Source organism: Streptomyces deserti, assembly GCF_054782695.1.
In genome coordinates this window covers 201,368-222,545 of sequence record NZ_BAAGRZ010000005.1, presented here as the reverse complement: position 1 = coordinate 222,545, position 21,178 = coordinate 201,368, and the positions used below count along the sequence as shown (strand labels likewise).

Annotated in this window: 21 protein-coding genes; 12 read left to right on the top strand and 9 right to left on the bottom strand. The window is 72.1% G+C overall.

Features of this window, described 5'->3' with window-relative positions; genetic code table 11:
• Positions 1-129: 129 nt before the first annotated feature.
• Both ACYVMZ_RS13095 and ku read right to left on the bottom strand, forming a co-directional pair.
• Positions 130-861 (bottom strand): DUF7873 family protein, encoded by a 732-nt coding sequence (locus ACYVMZ_RS13095; RefSeq protein ID WP_461078926.1) that lies wholly within the window; start codon positions 859-861, stop codon positions 130-132.
• A gap of 137 nt (positions 862-998) precedes the next feature.
• Positions 999-2,063 carry a non-homologous end joining protein Ku gene (gene ku / locus ACYVMZ_RS13090; RefSeq protein WP_461078924.1) on the bottom strand — a complete coding sequence of 355 codons (1,065 nt, stop codon included), beginning with the start codon at positions 2,061-2,063 and terminating at the stop codon, positions 999-1,001.
• Between the two features lie 74 nt (positions 2,064-2,137).
• On the opposite strand from ku, the gene ligD reads away from it, so the two are divergent.
• The gene (ligD, locus tag ACYVMZ_RS13085) at positions 2,138-3,019 is read left to right on the top strand and encodes a non-homologous end-joining DNA ligase (protein ID WP_461078922.1); all 882 of its coding nucleotides are present in this window, start codon (positions 2,138-2,140) and stop codon (positions 3,017-3,019) included.
• 47 nt (positions 3,020-3,066) lie between these two features.
• Here ligD and ACYVMZ_RS13080 read toward each other — a convergent pair whose 3' ends face one another.
• Positions 3,067-3,870: a nuclease-related domain-containing protein gene (locus tag ACYVMZ_RS13080; RefSeq protein WP_461078920.1), complete on the bottom strand. Its 804-nt coding sequence runs from the start codon at positions 3,868-3,870 to the stop codon at positions 3,067-3,069.
• A gap of 110 nt (positions 3,871-3,980) precedes the next feature.
• Here ACYVMZ_RS13080 and ACYVMZ_RS13075 point away from each other — a divergent pair, with 110 nt between their 5' ends.
• From ACYVMZ_RS13075 to ACYVMZ_RS13030, 10 genes are all read left to right on the top strand, one after another.
• Positions 3,981-4,487 (top strand): protein-tyrosine phosphatase family protein, encoded by a 507-nt coding sequence (locus ACYVMZ_RS13075; RefSeq protein WP_461078918.1) that lies wholly within the window; start codon positions 3,981-3,983, stop codon positions 4,485-4,487.
• A 112-nt stretch (positions 4,488-4,599) separates the two neighbouring features.
• Positions 4,600-5,424 carry a hypothetical protein gene (locus ACYVMZ_RS13070; protein WP_461078916.1) on the top strand — a complete coding sequence of 275 codons (825 nt, stop codon included), beginning with the start codon at positions 4,600-4,602 and terminating at the stop codon, positions 5,422-5,424.
• Positions 5,421-6,674 carry an ATP-binding protein gene (locus ACYVMZ_RS13065; RefSeq protein ID WP_461078914.1) on the top strand — a complete coding sequence of 418 codons (1,254 nt, stop codon included), beginning with the start codon at positions 5,421-5,423 and terminating at the stop codon, positions 6,672-6,674. Before ACYVMZ_RS13070 ends, ACYVMZ_RS13065 begins: the two co-directional genes overlap by 4 nt.
• 108 nt (positions 6,675-6,782) lie before the next feature.
• Positions 6,783-8,144 (top strand): FtsW/RodA/SpoVE family cell cycle protein, encoded by a 1,362-nt coding sequence (locus tag ACYVMZ_RS13060; protein ID WP_461078912.1) that lies wholly within the window; start codon positions 6,783-6,785, stop codon positions 8,142-8,144.
• On the top strand, positions 8,141-9,598 hold the full coding sequence (locus ACYVMZ_RS13055; protein ID WP_461078910.1) for a penicillin-binding transpeptidase domain-containing protein: 1,458 nt from the start codon (positions 8,141-8,143) through the stop codon (positions 9,596-9,598). The genes ACYVMZ_RS13060 and ACYVMZ_RS13055 overlap by 4 nt, the downstream gene beginning before the upstream one ends.
• A gap of 134 nt (positions 9,599-9,732) precedes the next feature.
• Entirely contained in the window at positions 9,733-10,236 is a 504-nt protein-coding gene (locus ACYVMZ_RS13050) for a DUF3291 domain-containing protein (RefSeq protein WP_461078908.1), read from the top strand.
• Positions 10,237-10,384: 148 nt separating this feature from the next.
• Complete coding sequence (locus ACYVMZ_RS13045) at positions 10,385-11,323, top strand: AurF N-oxygenase family protein (RefSeq protein WP_461078906.1); 939 nt, start codon at positions 10,385-10,387, stop codon at positions 11,321-11,323.
• Between the two features lie 150 nt (positions 11,324-11,473).
• On the top strand, positions 11,474-12,127 hold the full coding sequence (locus ACYVMZ_RS13040; protein WP_461078904.1) for a TetR/AcrR family transcriptional regulator: 654 nt from the start codon (positions 11,474-11,476) through the stop codon (positions 12,125-12,127).
• A gap of 10 nt (positions 12,128-12,137) precedes the next feature.
• Positions 12,138-12,449 (top strand): hypothetical protein, encoded by a 312-nt coding sequence (locus ACYVMZ_RS13035; RefSeq protein ID WP_461078902.1) that lies wholly within the window; start codon positions 12,138-12,140, stop codon positions 12,447-12,449.
• Between the two features lie 124 nt (positions 12,450-12,573).
• Positions 12,574-13,737, top strand: coding sequence for a C40 family peptidase (locus ACYVMZ_RS13030; RefSeq protein WP_461078900.1), 1,164 nt, complete (start codon positions 12,574-12,576; stop codon positions 13,735-13,737).
• Here ACYVMZ_RS13030 and ACYVMZ_RS13025 read toward each other — a convergent pair.
• From ACYVMZ_RS13025 to ACYVMZ_RS13005, 5 genes are read right to left on the bottom strand one after another with little or no spacing between them, the layout of a single operon-like run.
• Complete coding sequence (locus ACYVMZ_RS13025) at positions 13,701-14,963, bottom strand: styrene monooxygenase/indole monooxygenase family protein (protein ID WP_461078898.1); 1,263 nt, start codon at positions 14,961-14,963, stop codon at positions 13,701-13,703. The two genes, ACYVMZ_RS13030 and ACYVMZ_RS13025, sit on opposite strands and share 37 nt — an antisense overlap.
• Positions 14,964-14,996: 33 nt before the next feature.
• Positions 14,997-15,644 (bottom strand): GTP-binding protein, encoded by a 648-nt coding sequence (locus ACYVMZ_RS13020; protein ID WP_461078896.1) that lies wholly within the window; start codon positions 15,642-15,644, stop codon positions 14,997-14,999.
• Positions 15,625-16,041 carry a DUF742 domain-containing protein gene (locus tag ACYVMZ_RS13015; protein ID WP_461078894.1) on the bottom strand — a complete coding sequence of 139 codons (417 nt, stop codon included), beginning with the start codon at positions 16,039-16,041 and terminating at the stop codon, positions 15,625-15,627. Before ACYVMZ_RS13015 ends, ACYVMZ_RS13020 begins: the two co-directional genes overlap by 20 nt.
• On the bottom strand, positions 16,038-16,544 hold the full coding sequence (locus ACYVMZ_RS13010; RefSeq protein ID WP_461078892.1) for a roadblock/LC7 domain-containing protein: 507 nt from the start codon (positions 16,542-16,544) through the stop codon (positions 16,038-16,040). Before ACYVMZ_RS13010 ends, ACYVMZ_RS13015 begins: the two co-directional genes overlap by 4 nt.
• Positions 16,541-19,357 carry a sensor histidine kinase gene (locus ACYVMZ_RS13005; RefSeq protein WP_461078890.1) on the bottom strand — a complete coding sequence of 939 codons (2,817 nt, stop codon included), beginning with the start codon at positions 19,355-19,357 and terminating at the stop codon, positions 16,541-16,543. Before ACYVMZ_RS13005 ends, ACYVMZ_RS13010 begins: the two co-directional genes overlap by 4 nt.
• A 368-nt stretch (positions 19,358-19,725) precedes the next feature.
• On the opposite strand from ACYVMZ_RS13005, the gene ACYVMZ_RS13000 reads away from it, so the two are divergent.
• Entirely contained in the window at positions 19,726-20,511 is a 786-nt protein-coding gene (locus tag ACYVMZ_RS13000; RefSeq protein ID WP_461078888.1) for a protein phosphatase 2C domain-containing protein, read from the top strand.
• A gap of 72 nt (positions 20,512-20,583) precedes the next feature.
• Here the strand turns inward: ACYVMZ_RS13000 and ACYVMZ_RS12995 are convergent, their stop codons facing one another.
• Entirely contained in the window at positions 20,584-21,090 is a 507-nt protein-coding gene (locus ACYVMZ_RS12995; protein WP_461078886.1) for a MarR family winged helix-turn-helix transcriptional regulator, read from the bottom strand.
• Positions 21,091-21,178 lie beyond the last annotated feature (88 nt).

Sequence of the window (21,178 nt, the reverse complement as noted above, 5' to 3'; positions counted from 1 at the left end):
CTTCTTCAGGCTGAACTTCAGTTTCAGCTTGCGCTCATCGCGCGAGCCGGTCCTCAATCCGGCCCGCGCCTGGTGCGCACCCCCGCGCTCGCACGCGGGGGCGATCGGGGATGCTACCCGTGCCCGGCGTCAGTCGAACAGGTAGCCGAACACGGCGTCGCCGACGCGCTGGTCGGTGACCTCGACGCTGTTGGCCTCCTCGCGGGCGAACTTCACCGCCTGCTGGAGCTTCTCGACGCGCTCGACGAGTTCGTTCACCCGGCGGGCCGGGAGTGCTCCGGAGAACTTGACGGTCGTCCAGTACCCGATGGGCACGTCCTCGTAGTACACCTCGACCTGCGCCGGGTGCTTGTCGGTCGCCTCGGCCTTGACGTGGTTGCGCGGGACCTTCTTCGTACGGATCGTGCGGACCGGGTCCGTCTTCCACCAGTCCGTGGACGGGTCGAGGGTCCAGGACTCGGCGGCGTCGAGCCTGGGGAGCTTCTTGACGAAGGCGTGCAGGTCGGTGAGCTGCTTCTCCAGGAAGAGGAGATAGCTGACCGGGACGTCCGTGAGGATCGTCCGGCCGTCGACCGTGACGTCCGCACGGGCCGTGCAGTTCGCCCAGTCCTTGGTCGCGGTCACGTCGAACAGCCGGGTCAGCGACGCCGACATCTCGCGCAGGATGTCCTCGGCCTTGATCTGCACGCGCGTGGACTCGGGCGGCAGCTGCTCGCCCTCCTCGTCCTTCGGCTGGTACGTACGCGAGATTCCGGCCAGGAGCGCCGGCTTCTGCACCTTGTGGTGAGCGGCGGTGATGTCCTGGAACGACTTGCTCTTGACGCCTTTTTCGACAGCGATGATCTGGTTGAGCTTCGCCACTGCGTCCCCCCTTCGAACAGCAGGAACGTACCGTGCGAGCGGCGCATCCCTCACATGGTTTTCCTGCCCGTTCCTCCTTCCCCGTCCCCCCGTCCCCTCGTCGCCCGTCGCCCGTCGCCCGCGGCCTCCCCTGCCGGTCACGCCGTGCGCTTGCGCGACGCCGTCTTCTTCGCCGTCGGCTTCTTCGCGGCCGACTTCTTCGCGGCCGACTTCGTCGTGCTCTTGGCCGCCGCCTTCTTCGTCCCCTCCCCCGACTTCGCCGTCGACTTCTTCGTCGAAGCCGACGCCGACGCCGCTGTCTTCTTCGCCGCCGTCTTCTTCGCCGTCGACTTCTTGCCGGCGGTCTCCTTCGGGGCCGCCCGGGTCGTCCTGCGCTGCGGAAGCGGCTTGACCTCGGCCTCCTCGCCGGGCTTCACCGCCTCCTCGCCCCGGGACTCCCGTGCCGCCCGTACGCTCTTCTCCAGGGCCGCCATCAGGTCCAGGACCTTGCCGCCCCGGGCGGGCTCGGGCATCTCCGGCGGGGCCTCGCCGGCGGCCTTCGCGGCGATGACCTCCTCCAGGGCCTCGCGGTACTCGTCGTGGAGGTCGTCCATGTCGACCTCGCCGAGGGTGTCCATCAGCGCGTCCGCCAGGTCCAGTTCCTTGTCGCGGACCGTGACGTTCGTGTCGGGGGCGACGCCCTCGGGGGACCGGACCTCGTCCGGCCACAGCAGGCCGTGCATCGCGATGGCGTCGCCCACGACCCGCAGCATGCCCAGGCGCTCGCGCCCACGCAGGGCGTACTTCGCGATCGCCACCTTGTTGCTGCGTTTCAGGGCCTCCCGCAGCAGCGTGTACGGCTTGGCCGCCGGGGCGCCGCTCGCCGCCAGGTAGTACGCCGCGTCCATCTGGAGCGGGTCGATCCGGTCCGCCGGGACGAAGGCCACGATCTCGATCGTCTTGGCGGTGGGGATCGGCAGGTGGGACAGGTCCTCGTCGGTGATCGGGATGACCGTGCCGTCCGCGTCCTCGTAACCCTTGCCGATCTCCGCGTTGCTGACCTCGCGGTCCTCCAGTTCGCAGAACTTGCGGTAGCGGATGCGGCCGCCGTCCTCCGTATGGATCTGGCGGAAGGAGATCGAATGGCTCTCGGTGGCGTTCACCAGCTTGATCGGGATGCTGACCAGGCCGAACGAGATGGCGCCGTTCCAGATGGATCTCACGTGCAGCACCTTTCCGGGCGTCTGGCGATCACTGTCGGGGGTCTTTGTGAGGGTTTGCATGGGATTCTCATCGTATGGCTCCCATCACAGAGGTGGAGGGGCGACGGGTCGCGCTCAGCAATCTGGAGAAGGTGCTGTATCCCGCCACCGGATTCACCAAGGCCGAGGTGCTGCACTACTACGCGACCGTCGCCGAGGTGCTGCTGCCGCATCTGCGCGACCGGGCCGTTTCCTTCCTGCGGTATCCGGACGGGCCCGACGGGCAGGTGTTCTTCACGAAGAACGTGCCGCCCGGTACGCCCGAGTGGGTCACCACCGCCGAGGTGCCGAGGGTGGAGGGGCCCTCACGGATGGTGGTGGTGCAGGATCTGCCGTCGCTGATGTGGGCGGCCAACCTCGTCACCGAGTTCCACACCCACCAGTGGCTCGTCGACACACCGGAGGAGGCCGACCGGATCGTGTTCGATCTCGATCCCGGGCCGCCCGCGACCATCGTGCACTGCTGTGAGGTCGCGCTGTGGCTGCGGGAACGGCTGGCCGAGGACGGGATCGAGGCGTACGCCAAGACGTCCGGGTCGAAGGGGCTGCATCTGCTCGCGGCCGTCCGCGGAGCGTCCTCCGAGCAGGTGTCCGAGTACGCCAAGGGGCTGGCCGTCGAGGCCGAGAAGGCCATGCCGAAGCTCGTCCTGCACCGGATGACCCGGAGCCTGCGGCCCGGGAAGGTCTTCGTCGACTGGAGTCAGAACGCCGCCCGGAAGACCACGGCCACGCCCTACACCCTGCGGGCCCGACCCGAGCCCATGGTGTCGGCGCCGGTGACCTGGGAGGAGGTCGAGGAGTGCGGGGCCCCTGGTCAGCTGGCGTTCCGTGCGCAGGACCTGCCGCCGCGCGTGCAGGACTACGGCGATCTGCTCGCCCCGCTGCTCGATCCGGACCGTGCCGGTCGACTGCCCTGAACCCTCACGCCTTCAGGCGCCGCTGCCCTGAGAGCCCTCGCCCGGGCTCACACCCGCGTCCACGTGTTCCGGTCCCGTGCCATCGCGTGCAGCGCCTCCACGTCCGCCGGTTTGAGTACACCGCCCAGACGGGCGAGGCCCCCCAGCTCCGTGTCCGGCAGGACGCGGACCTCGCGGGGCGGGGCCGTGACCGAGACGTCGGACGGGCCCACCAGCGCCAGCACCGGGCGCACCTCGGCCGTCAGGGCGTAGGAGGCGCGGTCGGCGTCGGCGCGGACGCGGCGCAGGAGGGGGCGGGGGTCGCGGCGGCCCAGGGCGACCAGGGGGTCGGCGACGGTCACCCGTTGCTTACGGGCGTACAGCGCGTGCACGGCGAAGAGTCCGCCGGGGCCGATCACCAGGTGGTGGATGCGGTCGCCGCCGGGCAGCGGGATGGAGTGCAGGGCGTGCCAGCCGGCCCCGTCCAGGTGGTCCAGGGCGTCCCCCACGGTCTGTTCCGCCTCCAGGGCCCGGCGGCGCGGGTCGCGGCGCAGGCGGCGGGTCGGCCCGGGGTCGCGGTCGAGGGCGATCAGCAGGGCCTCGCCGGGGCGGTTGGGGGCCAGGTCGTCGTCCGGGTGCAGCGCCAGCCGCGCGAGCTCGGCGGGGGTCGGCACCGGGGGCGGGCCCACCGTCACCTGGCCCGTGATGAAGGGCCCGAGGGCCTGGAGCACGTCCTCCTCTCGGTTCTCGCTGAGCAGGTTGACCCGGGCCGCGTCCCGGTCGTACCAGGCGACGTTCCTGCCGTCCGGGAGACAGACGTAGAGCCGTTCCTGGCCGTGCCGCCAGGTCGGTATGACGCGCAGTCCGCTCATGCTCCATCACCCCATGACCATGGGAACAGGCGGGGTGCTCCACGGGCAAGAAGCCGATTACCTTTGTGAGGAGTTGGGCAGGCCCGGGAGGAAATGGTGGGGAGGCGCCGTTGCGGACCCGCGGGAAGCAACCCGACGTACCGGCTCCGGACCGGCCCTGGAACGAGATCGTGCCCGGTCTGTGGATGGGCGGGCACGAGTTCCGGGACGGCTCGGGGCATCTGGAGTTCGCCGTCGTACGGGACGAGTTCGATCTGGTGCAGACGCTGTTGCGACTGCCGGGGTACGGGCCCGATCCGGGGGTGGAGCACCATGTGTGGCCCATTCCGGACGGGCCGCTCGACGGGACCCAGCTCGCGGGGGTGATACGGCTCGCCGAGGCCGCGTGCGAGGCGCTGGACGAGGGCCGCACGGTCCTCGTTCGCTGTTACCACGGGTACAACCGCTCGGGTCTCGTCGTCGCGCACGCGCTGATGCGGCAGGGCAGCTCCGCGGAGGCGGCGATCCGACTGATCCGGTCCCGCCGCTCGCCGTGGGCGCTGCACAACGAGCTGTTCGTCGCGTACCTGCGGGCGGGCCTGACCACGGCCCGGCTGCTGGAGGAGCTGGCCGAGTGACCCGTCCGAGGGGCGCGGCCGCCCTCGCACAGACGTTCCTCCGCGTTCCTCTGCACGGCCCACCCGGGGCGCAAATAGGACTTCCCCGCGAATAGGGTGTACGCGGCCGTCGATGATCCCGGACCGCAGGAGCGCAGTGCCCCCCAGCCGCAGCAGCCGTCGCAGCCGCCGTACGCGTGCCGCCCGTCGTACCGCCGTCGTCGCCCTGCTGCTGGCGGCCGTCGCGGGCTGCGGTGACGCGGGCGGGCTGCGGGGCGCGGGGGCGACGCCGACGGCGGTCGGGCCGGCCCGGCTGTGGCCGGAGCTGACGCCGGCGTCGAGCCCGGCGTTCGTCATCGGCGAGGTGGACACCGAGGTCGTGAAGGGCGTCGGCGTGCCCGGGGACGACGTCCGCAGGGTGGACCCGGTCGCGATCGTCCGCGCCGAGATCGCCGGGACTCCGGGCGACTACGAGGGGGACAAGGCGCCGTACCGCGAGACGGCCCGCCGGATGGCCGACTGCGGCCGGGGCGCCGGGAAGGGCGGGTGCCCGGTGCTCACGCCGTACTACCGCGACCTGACCGGCGACGGGCGCGACGAACTGACGCTCGGCTTCCGGCTGCTGCCCGGCAAGACCACCGCGGTGCGCGTCTACACCGCCGACAAGCACCGGCTGGTGAAGGTGATGGCCTGGGAGGACGCCCTGAGCGGGGTCGAGCTGGCCGGGCGGTCGGTGATCATCCGCTCGCCGTCCGAGGTCGCCGGGTACGAGTACCGCCTGACCTGGACCTGGGACCCGGAGCAGCGCGCGATGCTCCTCACGCACGACGAGATGCTGCGCACCCGCGACCGGCCCGCCTCCCCGCACCCGTCCCCCTCGGCCCAGCACCCGTCTCCCTCGGCCCAGCGCCTGTCCCCCTCGGCCAAGCACCCGTCCCCCTCGGCGAGCCCCCGATGAGACCCGCGCTCCCCCAGTGGGCCGGAACGCTCGCCGTGAAGGCCGCGGTCTTCATCACCGTGATGTGCTGCGCCCTGGCCGCCCTGCTCGGCGTCCTCGTGCACGTGCAGGTCACGCACCAGACCGTCGGCCAGGCCCGCGAGCTGGCGCTGCAGCGGCTGACGGACGCGGCCGAGGCGTACGAGGCCGGGGACTCGCTCGGGCCGGGCGCCGGCATCGATCCGCCGGGGCTGCCCGCCTCGCTGCGGACGCTGGCGGTGACCGGGGACCGCGGCACGATGGTCGCCGAGCACCGCGGCCGGCCCACCATGTGGGCGGCGGGGCCCGCGGACGGCGGGCGGGCGCTGGCCGTGGAGGTCGACTACTCGCAGCAGGCGCGCACGATCAGCGGACTGGACCGGGCGATCCTGTGGTCGTCGGGGCTGGCGATCGGGGCGACGCTGCTGGTGGGCGCGTTCGCGGTGACCCGGGTGACGCGGCGGCTGCACGCCACGGCCCGGGTGGCCCGGCGGATCACCGCGGGCGATCTGGACGCGCGCGTCGACGATCCCCGTACGAAGGACCGGACGCCTCCGCAGGACGAGGTGGCCGCGGTCGCCGCCGCGCTGGACTCCATGGCGGCGTCGCTGCAGGGCAAGCTGCGGGCCGAGCAGCGGTTCACGGCCGACGTGGCGCACGAGCTGCGCACCCCGCTGACCGGGCTGCACGCGGCGGCGGAGCTGCTGCCGCCGGGCCGGCCGACCGAGCTGGTGCGGGACCGGGTGGCCGCGCTGCGCACGCTGACGGAGGACCTGCTGGAGATCTCCCGCCTCGACACCGGGCGGGAGCGGCTGGAGCTGGACACCGAGCGGCTGGGGCCGCTGGCCGAGCGGGTGGTGCGGGCGTCGGGGACCGACACCGAGGTGCGGGTCGTACGGGAGGTGTCCGTGGAGACCGACCGGCGGCGGCTGGAGCGGGTGCTCGGGAATCTGGTGGCGAACGCGCACCGGCACGGGCGGCCGCCGGTCGTGCTGACGGTCGACGGGCCGGTGGTCACCGTGCGGGACCACGGGGACGGCTATCCGGAGTACCTCCTCGCGCACGGGCCGCAACGGTTCCGCACGGAGGGCGGCACGAAGGGGCACGGGCTCGGGCTGACCATCGCGCTGGGCCAGTCGGAGGTGCTGGGCGCCCGCCTGGAATTCGCGAACGCGCCGGAGGGCGGGGCCGTGGCGACTCTGACACTGCCTCAGGACGGGCCGGGGGTCTGAGACGGCGCAGTGTCAGCGGAGTTTCAGAAGGCCCTGACCGCGCCACGCCGCTGCCGGCACTCAGGCGACCGCAGCACGCAAGGCCTCCTATTTGGGTAGGTTCCGGACATGAGCAAGGCCGGAATCACCGTGGCGACGGCGGACCCGCCCGCGCCCGCCGTGCGCCTCCCCCGGCGCCGTGGCATCGAACTCGCCCTCATCGTCCTCGCCGTGCTGCTGTCCGTGTACGGCTACTGCGCCGTCGGCCTCGCCCGCGCCGGTACCGTCCCGCCCGGTGCGGCCGGTTACGGCGCCGGGCTCGGCGTACTCGCGCTGCTCGCGCATCTCGCGGTGCGGCTGCGGGCCCCCTACGCCGACCCGCTCCTCCTGCCGATCGGCGTGCTGCTCAACGGCCTCGGCCTGGTGCTGATCTACCGGCTCGACCTGCAGACGCCGGGCGACCGGGCGGCGCCGACCCAACTGGTGTGGTCGACGCTGGGCATGGCGCTGTTCATCGTGGTCGTCCTGCTGCTGCGCGACTACCGGGTGCTCCAGCGCTACTCCTACGTCTGTGTCGCCGCCGCCCTGGTGCTGCTCACGCTGCCGATCCTCTTCCCGGCCGTGAACGGCGCCCGTATCTGGATCCGGATCGCCGGATTCTCCATCCAGCCCGGCGAGTTCGCGAAGGTGCTCCTGGCGGTGTTCTTCGCCGCGTACCTGGCGGCGAGCCGCAACGCCCTCGCCTACACCGGCCGCCGCATCTGGAAGTTCCAGTTCCCCACCGGCCGCGTCCTCGGCCCCATCGTCGCCGTCTGGCTGGTGAGCGTGGGCGTGCTGGTCCTGGAACACGACCTCGGCACCTCGCTGCTCTTCTTCGGCCTGTTCGTCGTCCTGCTGTACGTCGCCACCGGCCGCACCGGCTGGATCGCGGTCGGCCTGCTGCTGGCCGCGCTGGGCGCGGTCGCGGTGGGCCGGCTGGAGCCGCATGTGCACGGCAGGATCCAGACCTGGTTGCACCCGTTCGCGTCGATCGAGGCGGGCGAGGGGCCGGGCCAGCTCGCGCAGTCGCTGTTCGCCTTCGCGGAGGGCGGCATGCTCGGCACTGGTCTCGGCCTCGGGCACTCGGTCCTCATCGGCTTCGCCGTCAAGTCGGACTTCATCCTGGCGACGGCCGGCGAGGAACTGGGCCTGGCCGGGCTGTCCGCGATCTTCCTCCTGTACGCCCTTCTGGTGGAGCGCGGCTACCGGGCGGGCCTGGCGCTGCGCGACCCCTTCGGCCGGCTGCTCGCGGTCGGGCTCGCCTCGATCGTGGCGCTCCAGGTGTTCGTGATCGCGGGCGGGGTGACCGGCCTGATCCCGCTGACCGGCATGGCGATGCCGTTCCTGGCGCAGGGCGGCTCGTCCGTGGTCACCAACTGGGCGATCGTGGCGCTGCTGGCCCGGGTGAGCGACTCGGCCCGGCGGCAGTACGACGGCCGGAGCGCCGCATGACGCGGTACATCCGCCACGCCGCCGCCTTCTGCGCCCTGCTGCTGATCGCGCTGCTGCTGAACGCCACCCGCGTCCAGGTCCTCCAGGCTCCCGCCTACGAGACCAACGCGGCCAACCGCCGCCCGGAGATCGCGCGCTACGCGCAGCCGCGCGGCGACATCCTGGTCGGCGGCCGCCCGGTCACCGGCTCGCAGGACACCGGCGAGCAACTCCGCTGGGAACGGACGTACACCGACGGCCCGGTGTACGCGCCGGTCACCGGCTTCTCCTCGCAGCTGTACGGCACGACCCTCCTGGAACGCGCCGAGGACGGTGTCCTGTCCGGCACGGACCCGATGCTGGCGCCGCTCCCCCTCTGGAACGACTTCACGCGGTCCCGGAGCCCCGGCGGGAACGTCGTGACGACGCTGAACGCGGCGGCACAGCGGGCGGCGTACGAGGGGCTGCGCGGGCGCAAGGGCGCGGTGGCGGCGCTGGAGCCGTCGACCGGGCGGATCCTCGCCCTGGTGTCGGCTCCCTCCTACGACCCGCAGGTGCTGTCCGGGAACGGGCCGGCCGTGGCCCGGTCCTGGGCGCGACTGAACACCGACCCGGACCGGCCGATGCTCAACCGGGCGGTGCGGCAGACGTATCCACCGGGTTCGACGTTCAAGGTGGTCACCGCGGCGGCGGCGCTGGACGCGGGCGTGGTCAGGGACCTGGACGCGCAGACCGACTCGCCCGACCGGTACACCCTGCCGGGAACGACGACCTCGCTGACGAACGAGTCCCGGGGCTGCCAGGACGCCTCCGTGCGCGACGCGTTCACCTTCTCCTGCAACACGGTGTTCGCCAAGCTCGGTGTGCAGGTGGGCGTGGCCGGCATGACGGCCACGGCACACGCCTTCGGCTTCAACGACGCCGGCCTGCGCATCCCGTTCCCGGTGGCCCGGTCCACCTTCGACACCTCCGTCGACCGGGCGCAGCTCGCGCTGTCGTCGATCGGGCAGTACAACACGCGGGCCACGCCGTTGCAGATGGCGATGGTCGCGGCGGCCGTCGCCAACGGCGGGCAGGTGCGGCAGCCGTACCTGGTGGAGCGCACGACCCGGGCGGGCGGCGGCACCCTGACGACGGCCGGCTCGCACCCGGTACGGCAGGCGATGTACCCGTCGACCGCCGCGCGCCTGCGGGCTCTGATGCGGGACGTCGTGGAGCGGGGCACCGGCACCCACGCCGCGATCCGCGGCGCGGTCGTCGGCGGCAAGACCGGCACGGCCCAGCACGGCCTCGGCAACTCCGGTACGCCGTACGCCTGGTTCGTGTCCTGGGCGCAGGGCCGCGGAGACCTTCAGACGAAGGTGGCGGTGGCGGTGGTCGTGGAGGACGCGGAGGCGAACCGCGGGGAGATCAGCGGGGGCGGGGACGCGGCGCCGATCGCGCGGGCGGTGATGGAGGCGGTCCTGAACTCCTGAGCTTCCTCACCTCCTGAGCTTCCTCACCTCCTGAGTTTCCTCACCTCCTGAGTTTCCTCAACTCCTCGGACCAGCTGCCCACTTGGTGAGACGAGGACTACCGGGCGGCCCGGGCCCCGACCTACCGTTCGATCATGACCGAAGCAGCCTACGAACTCGCCCAGGTGAACATCGCCCGCCTCAAGGCCCCGCTTGACTCCCCGCAGTTGAAGGACTTCGTCGACAACCTCGACCCGGTGAACGCGGACGCGGACGCCGCCGACGGATTCGTCTGGCGCCTGAAGAGCGAGTCCGGCAACGCCACGGACGTGCCCGTCTTCGGCGACTCCTGGCTGATCGTCAACATGACGGTGTGGCGGGACATCGACGCCCTGACCACGTACATGTACCAGGGCCGGCACCGCGAGATGATGGCCCGCCGCAGGGAGTGGTTCGAGAAGCTCCGGGAGGCGGTGACGACCCTTTGGTGGGTACCGGCCGGCCACCGCCCGACGGTCGCGGAGGCGGAGTCACGCCTGCTGCACCTGCGCACGCACGGTCCGACGCCGTACGCGTTCACGCTGCGGAAGTCGTTCGCGCCGGGGGCGTCGGAGCCGGTGCTCGGGGAGGTGCCGGAGGGGCTGGGCTGTTCGGTCTAGCGGCGGCGGTCGCTGAAGGTCGGCACGTTCCGCAGGCTCACACCCGGTAGACACCGAGTCAACAAGTCGTGCGCAAGGGATTGACGGGCTTACTGACAGGGAGTCTCATAAGACCGGATGACGTGAGCACAACGAGGTGGGAACAGCGATGACGACCCTGACGGACGCCGACGCACTCGACGGCCTGCGCGACGCGCTGGGCCTGCTCAAGGACCGGGAGCAGGTGGCCCAGCGGCTGCTCGACTCTTCCGCCAAGCACTCCTTCGACCCGGACAAGGAGCTGGACTGGGACGCGCCCTTCGAGGAGGGCAAGTGGTTCTGGCCGCCGGAACTGGTGTCGCTGTACGACACCCCGCTGTGGAAGCGGATGAGCGAGGAGCAGCGGATCCTGCTGTCCCAGCACGAGGCCGCGGCGCTCGCCTCACTCGGGATCTGGTTCGAGATCATCCTGATGCAGCTGCTCGTACGGCACATCTACGACAAGGCCGCGACGAGCGCGCATGTGCGGTACGCACTCACCGAGATCGAGGACGAGTGCCGGCACTCGAAGATGTTCGCGCGGCTGATCGCGCAGGGCGGGACGCCCTGGTACCCGGTCAGCCGGGCGCACCAGCACCTGGGCCGGCTGTTCAAGACCATCTCCACCACGCCCGGGTCCTTCACGGCGACGCTGCTCGGGGAGGAGGTGCTCGACTGGATGCAGCGGCTGACGTTTCCGGACGAGCGGGTGCAGCCGCTGATCCGGGGGGTCACGCGGATCCATGTGGTGGAGGAGGCGCGGCATGTGCGGTACGCCCGTGAGGAGCTGCGGCGGCAGATGGTGACGGCGCCGAAGTGGTCCCAGGAGTTCACGCGGATCACCTCCGGGGAGTTCGCTCGGGTGTTCTCGGTGGCGTTCGTGAATCCCGAGGTGTACACGAACGTGGGGCTGGACAAGCGGGAGGCTGTCGCGCAGGTGCGGGCGAGTGGGCATCGGCGGGAGGTCATGCAGAACGGGGCGAAGCGGTTGACCGACTTTCTGGATGACATCGGGGTGTTGCGGGGGGTGGGGCGGCGGTTGTGGAGGTCGTCCGGGCTGTTGGCGTAACCGGTCGGCCGGGGCGGTGGGTGCGCGCGACGGCCCGCAGCTGAGCGGACGAACGCCCGCACCCGGCACCGCGACAGCAGTCCCCGCCCAGCCCCGCGCAGGCCGCCGCAGGCGCCCGGCCCCACCGCCGGAGGGATTACGCTGCCGGGCATGACACCCGCCGCCCCCACCCCCGCCTACCGGCGCCTCAGTGTCGAGGAGCGTCGTAGTCAGCTGCTCGCCGCCGCGCTGTCGCTCTTCGCGCACCGCGCGCCCGAGGACGTGTCCCTGGACGACGTGGCCGAGGCGGCCGGGGTGTCGCGGCCGCTGGTGTACCGGTACTTCCCGGGCGGCAAGCAGCAGCTGTACGAGGCCGCCCTCCGCTCCGCCGCCGAGGAACTCCAGCACTGCTTCGACGAGCCGCAGCAGGGCCCGCCGCTGCCCCGCCTGTCCCGGGCCCTGGACCGCTACCTCGCCTTCGTCGACCAGCACGACACCGGCTTCAGCGCCCTGCTCCAGGGCGGCAGCGTCGTGGAGACCTCGCGTACGACGGCCATCGTGGACGGCGTACGCCGGGCCGCCGCCGACCACATCCTCAGCCATCTCCAGGTCACCGAGCCCGGCCCGCGCCTGCGGATGACCATCCGGATGTGGATCACCGCGGTCGAGGCGGCCTCGCTCATCTGGCTCGACGAGGACAAGCAGCCGCCCGCCGAGGAGCTGCGGGACTGGCTCGTCGACCAGTTCGTGGCCGTGCTGTCGGTGACCGCGCGGCGCGACCCGCAGACCGACGCGCTGGTCCAGGCCCTCGCGGCGGATGGCTGACACTGGTGCCGTGAAGAGCGAAGACACCCCCTTCGAGGGCGGCCCCATGGACGGGCGCGTCCTGCCCGTACTGCTGGGGATCACCGGGCATCCGCCCAAGACCTACCGCATCCCGGTCCCGGACCCTCAGGGCGGACCCCCCACCGTGCTCGTCTACCGGCGGGTGCCCCGTGCGCAGGGCGGGGCCGGTCTGACGCGGAGGTGGAAGTACGCGTACGACCCCGAGGGGGAGACCGGCGGCCGCCTGAAGTGGCCATGGTCCAAACCCCACCCCGGGCCAGACGCCACGCCGGGCGGCAAGCCGGACGACGCCGACGGGTGACCCCGTTGCGCCGAACCGCGCACACCCGGCGCGCGGACCCGGCACACCGGTCTCATGCTCACGGTGCGAAACAGCTCCCCCAGGAGCGGCTGAGGAGCCGTCCCCCCGCACCGGAGGTGATGACGTGTCAGGGAGGCTTGTGCGTCTGGTCTGTACGGCGGCGCTGGCGACCGCGACGGTCGTCGTATCCGCGCCGGCCACCGCCGCACCCGAACCCCCCGAGCCTCCGGAACGCTCCGAACGCCCCGTCGCGGAGCTCCTGACAGACCTTCAGCGGCTGTACCGCAAGGCCGAGAAGGCCACCGAGACCTACCGCACCACCGAGGAGAAGCTGAGGAAACGGCGCGCCGAGGTCGCACGGCTGGAGCGCGCGCTCGCCCGCGCCCGGCTCTCCCTGCACGACAGCCGGGGCGCGGCGGGACGGCTGGCCCGGCAGCAGTACCAGGCCGGCACCGACATCTCCCCGTACGTACGGCTGCTGCTCGCGCGCGATCCGCAGCGCGCGCTGGACCAGGGGCATGTGATCGGGCAGGTGGCGCGGCAGCGCGCCAAGACGGTCGGGCGGCTGGAGGCCACCGAGCGCAGGACCGACGAGCTGGCCCGCAGGGCCCGCAAGGCCCTCGACGGCCAACTCGCCCTCGTGGAACGGCGGAAGAAGGAGCGGGACACCGTACGGCGGCGGCTCGACGACGTCGAGGAGCTGCTCGCCTCCCTCGGCCCCACCCAACTCGCCGCCCTCGCCGAGTTCGAGAAGAACGGGATCGCCAAGGCGCAGCGCGCGTTCATGGCGTCGGGTGCGCTCAGCGGCGAGGGCACGCAGCGCAAGCCGTCCAGACAGGGCGACCTCGCCGTGCGCTACGCCGTGGCGCAGCTCGGGAAGCCCTACGAGTGGGGCGCGCAGGGCCCGGACTCGTACGACTGCTCGGGGCTCACCTCCGAGGCGTGGGGGCATGCCGGGACGCCCATCCCCCGGACCAGCCAGGAGCAGTGGAAGGAGCTGGAGCGGATCCCGCTGAGCGAGCTCAGGCCCGGTGACCTGGTGGTCTACTTCCCTGAGGCCACGCATGTGGCGCTGTACCTGGGCGACGGGATGGTGGTGCAGGCGCCCCGGCCCGGCGCCAAGGTGAAGGTGTCCCCGATCGCGGCCAACCCGGTGCTGGGCGCCGTACGCCCCGACCCCGGCGGGGAGCCCGTGCGGCGGTACGCGCCGCCGGAGCTCCCCGAGGGTGCCACGGAGGGATCGGACGAGGGTTACGCGGCGCCCGCGCCGGACACCTCGGCCAGGTAGGCCTGCGTCTTCTCCGGCTCGTAGAAGAAGTTCTCGAAGTCGGCCGGGTCGTTGAAGCCGTTGGCGAAGCGGTCGGCCACCGCCTGGATCTCGCCGCCCGCGCCGACCAGGTTCAGGACGTGCTCCGGCGGCGGGGCCAGCATCGCGTTCGTCCACTTGGTGACGTGCTGGGCGGTGGCCCAGTAGCGGTCGAAGGTCGCCCGCATCCACTCCTCGTCGAACGGCTTGTCGCCGCGCTCGAGGATGGAGGCGAGGTAGGCGGCGGCGCACTTGGACGCCGAGTTGGAGCCCTGGCCGGTGATCGGGTCGTTGGCGACGACCACGTCGGCGACACCGAGGACCAGGCCGCCGCCGGGCAGACGGCCGATCGGGTTGCGGACGGTCGGGGCGTAGCGGCCGGAGAGCGTGCCGCCCGCGTCGGTCAGTTCGACCTTGGTGGCCCGCGCGTACTCCCAGGGGACGTACCGCTCCATGAGTTCCAGGGTCAGGGAGAGGTGCTCGGCCGGGTCCTTGACGCCGTTGAAGACGTCGAGCGGGCCGCCGGGTATGCCCTCCCAGAACAGGATGTCGGCGCGGCCGGAGGTGGTCAGGCACGGCATGACGAACAGCTCGCCGACGCCGGGGACGAGGTTGCAGCGGACCGCGTCCATGTCCGGGTGCTCGGGGCGCGGGCCGAGGCCGTGCACGTACGCCACCGCCAGCGCGCGCTGCGGCTCGCTGTAGGGGGACCTCTCCGGGTCGCGGGCGAACATCTGGACCAGCTCGCCCTTGCCCGCCGAGACGAGCACGAGGTCGTACGTACGGGAGAAGTAGTCGAGGTCGCCGACCGCGGCGCCGTGGATGACCAGCTGGCCGCCGCGCTGCGCGAACGTCTCCATCCAGCCGGCCATCTTCACGCGCTGGTCGACCGACTGGGCGTACCCGTCGAGTTTGCCCACCCAGTCGATCGCGCGGGCCGCGGGGCCCTCGGCCCAGGAGCCGGGGGCGGCGACCGAGACGCCGAGTCCTTCGATCTTCGGGGCCTGGGACTCCCAGAAGTTCAGCTGGAGATCGCGCTCGTGCTGCAGCGCGGTGTGGAACATGCACTGCGTCGACATGACCCGGCCGGTGCGGATCTCGTCCGCCGTCCGGTTGGACATCAGGGTGACCTCGTACCCGTGCGACTGGAGGCCGAGGGCGAGCTGGAGACCGGACTGGCCGGCTCCGACGACGAGTATCTTCCGCATACGGGACTGCTCCTAGGGGGACTACGACTTGGCCTACTCGGGGGTTTCCTCGAGTGCGTGGGCCACGAGGGCCAGCAGGGTCTCGATGACCGAGATCCGGCGCCGCGCGTCCATGATCATGACAGGTATGTGTGACGGAATGGTGAGGGCTTCGCGCACATCCTCCGGTTCGAACAGCTCGCTGCCGTCGAAGTGGTTGACGGCGACGACGTACGGCAGCCCGCAGCTCTCGAAGTAGTCGAGCGCCGGGAAGCAGTCCTTCAGACGGCGGGTGTCGGCCAGGACGACCGCGCCGATCGCGCCGCGCACCAGGTCGTCCCACATGAACCAGAACCGCTGCTGGCCCGGCGTGCCGAACAGGTACAGCACCAGGTCGTCGTCGAGCGTGATGCGGCCGAAGTCCATGGCCACGGTGGTGGTGAGCTTGCCGGGCGTGGCGGTGAGGTCGTCGGTCTCCTCGCTCGCCTCGGTCATCAGCGCCTCGGTCTCCAGGGGCGTGATCTCCGAGACGGCGCCGACCAGTGTGGTCTTGCCGACGCCGAAGCCGCCCGCCACCACGATCTTCGTGGCGATGGGGGCGCGGTTCCGGTCCGTCTGCCAGGGCTGCAAGGGTTCGTCGGGCTCGACGAACGGGGTTACACCAGAGACACCGTGAGCGGCGTCAGAGACGACGGAGTCCACTCAGCACCCTTTCCAGCAGCGCGCGGTCCGGCCGGCCCGTGCCATGGCCGGTTCCCGTTCCGTACACACGGATCTTTCCCTGGTCCGCGAGGTCGCTGAGCAGCACGCGGACCACGCCGAGCGGCATCTTCAGCAGCGCGGCGATCTCGGCCACCGTACGCATGCGGCGGCACAGTTCGACGATGGCCCGCATCTCCGGCATGACCGTCGACCTCAGCGAACCGTTCGTCAGCTCCTTGCGCTCCTGGGGGGCTTCCAGCGCCGCCACGAACGTCTCCACGAGGAGGACGTGGCCGAAGCGGGTACGGCCGCCGGTGAGCGAGTAGGGGCGGACCCGGGCGGGTTTGCGGTCGCCGCCGCGGACCGGGAGCTGATGTTTGTTCGGCGTACTGCTCATCGGGTGCTCCCGGTCGTCTGGGACTCCTCGAGGGATTTTCGGAGCTCGCTGCGGAGTTCCGGGGTCAGGACGTGGCCGGCGCGGCCGACGAACAGCGCCATGTGGTACGCCACCACGCTCATGTCGCAGTCGGCGGAGCCGTGCACGCCGAGCAGTGAGCCGTCGCTGATCGACATCACGAACAGGCTGCCTTCGTCCATCGCGACCATCGTGTGCTTGACGGCACCGAAGTCCATCAGCTTGGCGGCTCCGACGGTCAGGCTGCCGATGCCGGAGACGATGGTGGCCAGGTCGGCGGAGGAGCCCCGGGGGCCGGTGCGCCTGGCTCCGCCGGTCTGCCGGGCCTCTTCGATGCGTCGTGCGTCGGAGGAGAGCAGAAGCAGACCGTCGGAGGAGACCACCGCGACCGAGAGGATGCCGGGCACCTCCTCGACGAGGTTGGTCAGCAGCCAGTGCAGATTGCGGGCTTCACTGCTCAGTCCGAAGGTACTGGGCGCGGTCAACTGCTTGCCTCCTCGACAGTGCCCCCCGTGGTTTCTTCGGATTCTGCGGGTCCAACGGGTCCGGCGGTTTCAGCGGTTCCTGCGTACGGTGACCTGGTCTGGCCGGTCTTCTCGGCGATCTCCGCCTCCACGTCGCGGTAGCCCGCCTGGGCGCCCTGGCGGAAGCCGCCCAGACGGCGGCGGAGGGCGTCGGCGTCGACGGAGGCGGTGCGCTGGCGCGGGGCCTCGGCGGGGGCGGTGATCTTGGGAGTGCGCTTGGGGAGGCCCTTGTCCGTGACGCGTTCCTCCTCGTCCGGGGCGCGCTCGTGTTCCGCCTCGGCCTCGCCTTCGGCGGGGCCGTTCCCACCGGCACCACCCGTGCGGGCCTCGTCGTCGGGTACGGGTGGCCCCTGTGGGGTGTCCTCGCCGTCGGCGGCTGCCGCCTCGTTCCGAGTCTGCGGGTCCAGCTCCTCCCGCTGTGCCGGGATCAGGAGCTCCATCGTGCTCTCGGCAGGGGCCTCCGGTGCCGCCGGCGCCGCCGGCGCCTCTGGCGCCTCTGGTGCCTCCGCCTCCTCGACGGCCTCCGAGCGGCGTACCGCCTTCTCCGCCAGCGCCACCAGCGGGTCCCCGTGCTCCGAACGGCCGTGCAGGACGTTGGAGTTGGCCTCGGCGTCGGCGCCCGGCAGGGAGAACGGGTGGGCCGTGCCCGGGACGGGGCCGGGGCCGGAGGCCGGGACCGCGGCGGGCGGGGCGGCGGCGAGCAGTGTCTTCGGCAGGACGACGACGGCCGCGACACCGCCCTGCTTCTGCTCGCGCAGCTGTACGCGCACGCCGTGCCGGTGGGCCAGGCGGGCCACCACGTACAGGCCGAGGCCGAGACCGTCCTCGCCCTCCTGGTCGTAGGGGGACTCGGGGTCGAAGTCGGCGAGGCGGGCGTTGAGGCGCTCCAGCCGGTCCTCGGTCATGCCGATGCCCTCGTCCTGGACGGAGAGCATGACCTCGCCGTTCTCCAGCAGCCAGCCGGAGACCTCGACGGGCATCTCGGGCGGGGAGAACGAGGTGGCGTTCTCCATGAGTTCGGCGAGCAGGTGGCTCAGGTCGTCGGCGGCGAAACCGGCGATGTGCGCGTGCGGCGGCAGCGCGGCGATACGGACCCGCTCGTAGCGTTCGATCTCGCTGACGGCGGCCCGTACGACGTCGACGAGCGGCACGGGGCCCGCCGCGTGCTGGACGTGCTCGGTGCCGGCGAGGACGAGGAGGTTCTCGCTGTGCCGGCGCATGACCGTGGCGAAGTGGTCGAGCTTGAAGAGGGTGGCGAGACGGTCCGGGTCCTGCTCGCGCTCCTCCATGCTCTCGATGAGGGTGAGCTGCCGCTCCACCAGGCCGAGGGTGCGCAGCGCCAGGTTGACGAAGGTGCCGCCGATGGCGGTGCGCAGCCGCTCCATCTGTTCGGTCGCCGCGGCGAGTTCGGCGCGCAGCTCCTCACGGGCGTCGGCCATCTTCTGGCGCTGGCCGACGAGGTGCTTGCGGTCGGCTTCCAGAGTGGTGACCCGGTCGGCGAGGGCGGCGGCGTGCGCGTGCAGGGCGTTGACGGAGCGGACGACCTGGGCGAACTCGTCGTTGCGGCCGGTGAAGGTGACGGGTTCCTCGGCGGCCGGGTTCTCCGAGTCGGCGAGGCGGGCCGAGCCGCGGCGCAGCACGGACAGCGGGCGGGTGAGGGTGCGGGCCATGGCCGTGGCGACGCCGACGGCGAGCAGCATGAGGGCGCCGAGGAGCGCGACGCGGATCTCCAGGGCGGTGACATCGTCGTCGCGCAGCGCCTCGAGGTCCTTGGTGCGCTTGTCGTAGAGGGCGGACTCCACGCCGCGCATCAGGTCGACGCGGGCGGAGAGGGCGGCGTCCAGGTTCTTGGTGCCGGTGCCGAGTTCGCGGTCGGAGAGGGTCGGCTGGTCGGTGAGAGAGGCCAGGTACTTCTCGGCGGAGTTGACCTCGGGGCCGGTGACCGTGGAGTCGTACGACGTACGGGCCGACTTGGGCGCGGTGTCGCGGAAGTCGGCGAGGGCCGCGTCGGAGCGCAGCCGGGCCTGCTGCGCGGCGGCGGTCAGGGCGTCACGCTGCTCGGCGTCGGCGTCCGAGAAGGTGGACGTCGTGGTCGGCAGGCCGGTGACCGGGTCGATGACGGTCTGGGTGCTGCGCGGCACGCTGAGGGCCGCGAGCAGCAGACCGCGGGCGGCGGCGGCCTGCTGGACGGCGGAGTCCAGCTCGGCCAGCGAGTACGCGCCGGATCCCGCGCGCGGCGGCAGCTGCTCCGCCAGTCGCTCGGCGAGGCGGTGCAGTTCGGTGATGGCGGCGGAGTACGCCTGGTGGGCCTCGAGGGCGCTGCTCTTGCCGGTGAGGGCCGCCCTGCGCACGGTCGCGATGTCGTCGAGGTCCGAGCGGAGCGAGGCGGGGGTGTCGGTGTCCGCGCGCAGCTCCTCGACCTGCCGGTCGACGCGGGCGCTGTGCTGCTCCGAGGGCGCCTTGGACTTGGGGCGGCCGGCCGCGATGTAGGAGGTGACCTCGTCCCGTTCGTCGGCGAGGGAGTGGGCGAGGCCGAGGGCGTCCTGGGTCTGCTCGGCGAGCGTCACCAGGTCCTGGGTGTCGCTGAGTTGCCCGGAGGCGGCGAGGACGGACGGGGTGCCGGCCCCGGCGATCGCGGCGGCCACCACGGCCACGGCGACGATGAGCCGGTTGCGCACATGGGTGGGGCGGCCCTTTCCGGTGAGGGGCGTGGGCTCGGCGCCCTCCGCGGGGGCCGTCTGCTTGCCTGTGCGACGAGGCCGCGTCTTCTGCACCGGTGCTCGCATTCCTGACTCGTGTACCCATGGGCCCGGGTGACGCTCCGTCAACTGGCGCGTACTCCAGGTACTGTTACCGACCCTCCCAGTGCCGGTGGCCAGTGAACGCGCATCACCTGACCCGCCACCCGAAGGAGTGAACATCGGAGGGGAGTTGAGGAGCAAGTTCCTCTGGCCGGTGCAGCGACCTTGTGCGGCACGCCGGTTGGACGTCTGCGGCAGGCGGTGGCAATATTCGCCGTCACGCATTCCCGGAGCCAGCCATTCCACCCCAAACCAGGCGCCTGACCTGCGCGGCTGCGCCGATTCGGCAACCGATGCCGCCCTTTTGCGGACCTTGTGAAGGGCTCGTGCAGACTGGCCGGATGCGCACTGAGCTTGTTTCGGACCCGGGCGATCCGGACCGCCCCAACGAGGACTTCGCCAGTGTCGGCGTGCCCGCTTCGGGACAGGGCGGTTCGCTCGTCGTGCTGGACGGCGTGACGCCGCCGAAGGACGGGGCGGGCTGTCTGCATTCGGTTCCCTGGTTCACCGCGCGCCTCGGCGGGGCCCTGGCCGAACTGACCGTTTCACTCCTGGATGTCCCCCTGGTCGACGCCCTGTCCCGCGCCCTCGCGCGTACCGCCGAGGCACACGCCACAACCTGTGACCTTTCTCACCCACGGACACCCCAGGCAACCGTGGTGCTGGCCCGCTGGTCCCCGGACACGGTGGAGTACCTGGTCCTGTCGGACTCGGCCCTGCTGATCGAGTCCCCCGACGGCACGCTCACGCCGGTCCTGGACGACCGGCTGTCCCGCCTCCCCCGCTCCGCGCTGGCCACGGACGCGCTGGTGGACGCCACGGTCCGCAACAAGGAGGGCGGCTTCTTCACGGCCGCCGCGGACCCGTCGGTGGCCCGCCGGGCGGTGACCGGGACGATGCCGCGCGGGGACGTCCGCGCGCTGGCCGCACTGACGGACGGCGCCACGCGCTGGGTGGAGACCTTCCGCGAGGGCGACTGGGGCGACTGCTTCACCCTGCTGCGCAAGGAGGGGCCGCGGGCCCTGGTGGAGCGGGTGCGGGCGCTGGAGCGGGCGGACGCGGACCGGGCGTTCCTGGGGCGGAGCAAGCGGCACGACGACGCGACGGTGGTGTACGTCGAACCGTAGGCCCGGGGCGTGAGCCTGGAGCCGGCCCCGGGCGGCCCCAGGCGTCTTCGGCGTCTTCCGGCGTCTTCGGGCTTACTTCTCCATCCCCCGGTTGAGCTGGTGCAGCAGCCGGGCGAGCTCGGTGACCTCGCGGGGGTCCCAGTCGGCGAGGCGGCGGGCGTAGCGGGCGCGGCGGGCCTCGCGGACCCTGCGGACCCGGTCCCGGCCCTCCTGGGTGAGGGCGACCAGCCAGGCGCGGCCGTCGGCGGGGTCCGGCTCGCGAGCGACCAGGCCGAGCTCCTCCAGGGCGCGCAGCTGGCGGGACATCGTGGCCTTGCCGACGCCGATGTAGGCGGCGAGCTCGGTGGCCCGCTGCGGGCCGTACTCGTCCAGCCGTACGAGGAGCCCGTACGCGGACGACTCCAGGTCCGGGTGGACCTCGCGGGCCATCTCGCCCTGGTTGGCCCGGGCGCGCCGCAGGAGCACCGTCAGCTCGCGCTCCAGGGCCAGGAAGCCGGGCTGGTCCACACCGCTCGCGGACCCGCCGGAGCGGGCAGTGGATCCGACTCCGCGTTCGTCGCCGTTTCCGCCTTCGTGCACGTCAGCCCCTGCCTCGAGTTCTTCCGGTCCGAAACTCCGCCCGTCGCCGCCGTCGCCGCAGCTGGGCCAGTATTTCGCAGGCGTAGAC

What these genes read in the sequence shown, in the direction of transcription:
- ligD (WP_461078922.1), top strand. Translation starts at nt 2,138, where the DNA reads ATGGCTCCCATCACAGAGGTGGAGGGGCGACGGGTCGCGCTCAGCAAT.
- ACYVMZ_RS13080 (WP_461078920.1), bottom strand. Translation starts at nt 3,870, where the DNA reads ATGAGCGGACTGCGCGTCATACCGACCTGGCGGCACGGCCAGGAACGG.
- ACYVMZ_RS13070 (WP_461078916.1), top strand. Translation starts at nt 4,600, where the DNA reads ATGATCCCGGACCGCAGGAGCGCAGTGCCCCCCAGCCGCAGCAGCCGT.
- ACYVMZ_RS13065 (WP_461078914.1), top strand. Translation starts at nt 5,421, where the DNA reads ATGAGACCCGCGCTCCCCCAGTGGGCCGGAACGCTCGCCGTGAAGGCC.
- ACYVMZ_RS13060 (WP_461078912.1), top strand. Translation starts at nt 6,783, where the DNA reads ATGAGCAAGGCCGGAATCACCGTGGCGACGGCGGACCCGCCCGCGCCC.
- ACYVMZ_RS13055 (WP_461078910.1), top strand. Translation starts at nt 8,141, where the DNA reads ATGACGCGGTACATCCGCCACGCCGCCGCCTTCTGCGCCCTGCTGCTG.
- ACYVMZ_RS13050 (WP_461078908.1), top strand. Translation starts at nt 9,733, where the DNA reads ATGACCGAAGCAGCCTACGAACTCGCCCAGGTGAACATCGCCCGCCTC.
- ACYVMZ_RS13045 (WP_461078906.1), top strand. Translation starts at nt 10,385, where the DNA reads ATGACGACCCTGACGGACGCCGACGCACTCGACGGCCTGCGCGACGCG.
- ACYVMZ_RS13040 (WP_461078904.1), top strand. Translation starts at nt 11,474, where the DNA reads ATGACACCCGCCGCCCCCACCCCCGCCTACCGGCGCCTCAGTGTCGAG.
- ACYVMZ_RS13025 (WP_461078898.1), bottom strand. Translation starts at nt 14,963, where the DNA reads ATGCGGAAGATACTCGTCGTCGGAGCCGGCCAGTCCGGTCTCCAGCTC.
- ACYVMZ_RS13015 (WP_461078894.1), bottom strand. Translation starts at nt 16,041, where the DNA reads ATGAGCAGTACGCCGAACAAACATCAGCTCCCGGTCCGCGGCGGCGAC.
- ACYVMZ_RS13000 (WP_461078888.1), top strand. Translation starts at nt 19,726, where the DNA reads ATGCGCACTGAGCTTGTTTCGGACCCGGGCGATCCGGACCGCCCCAAC.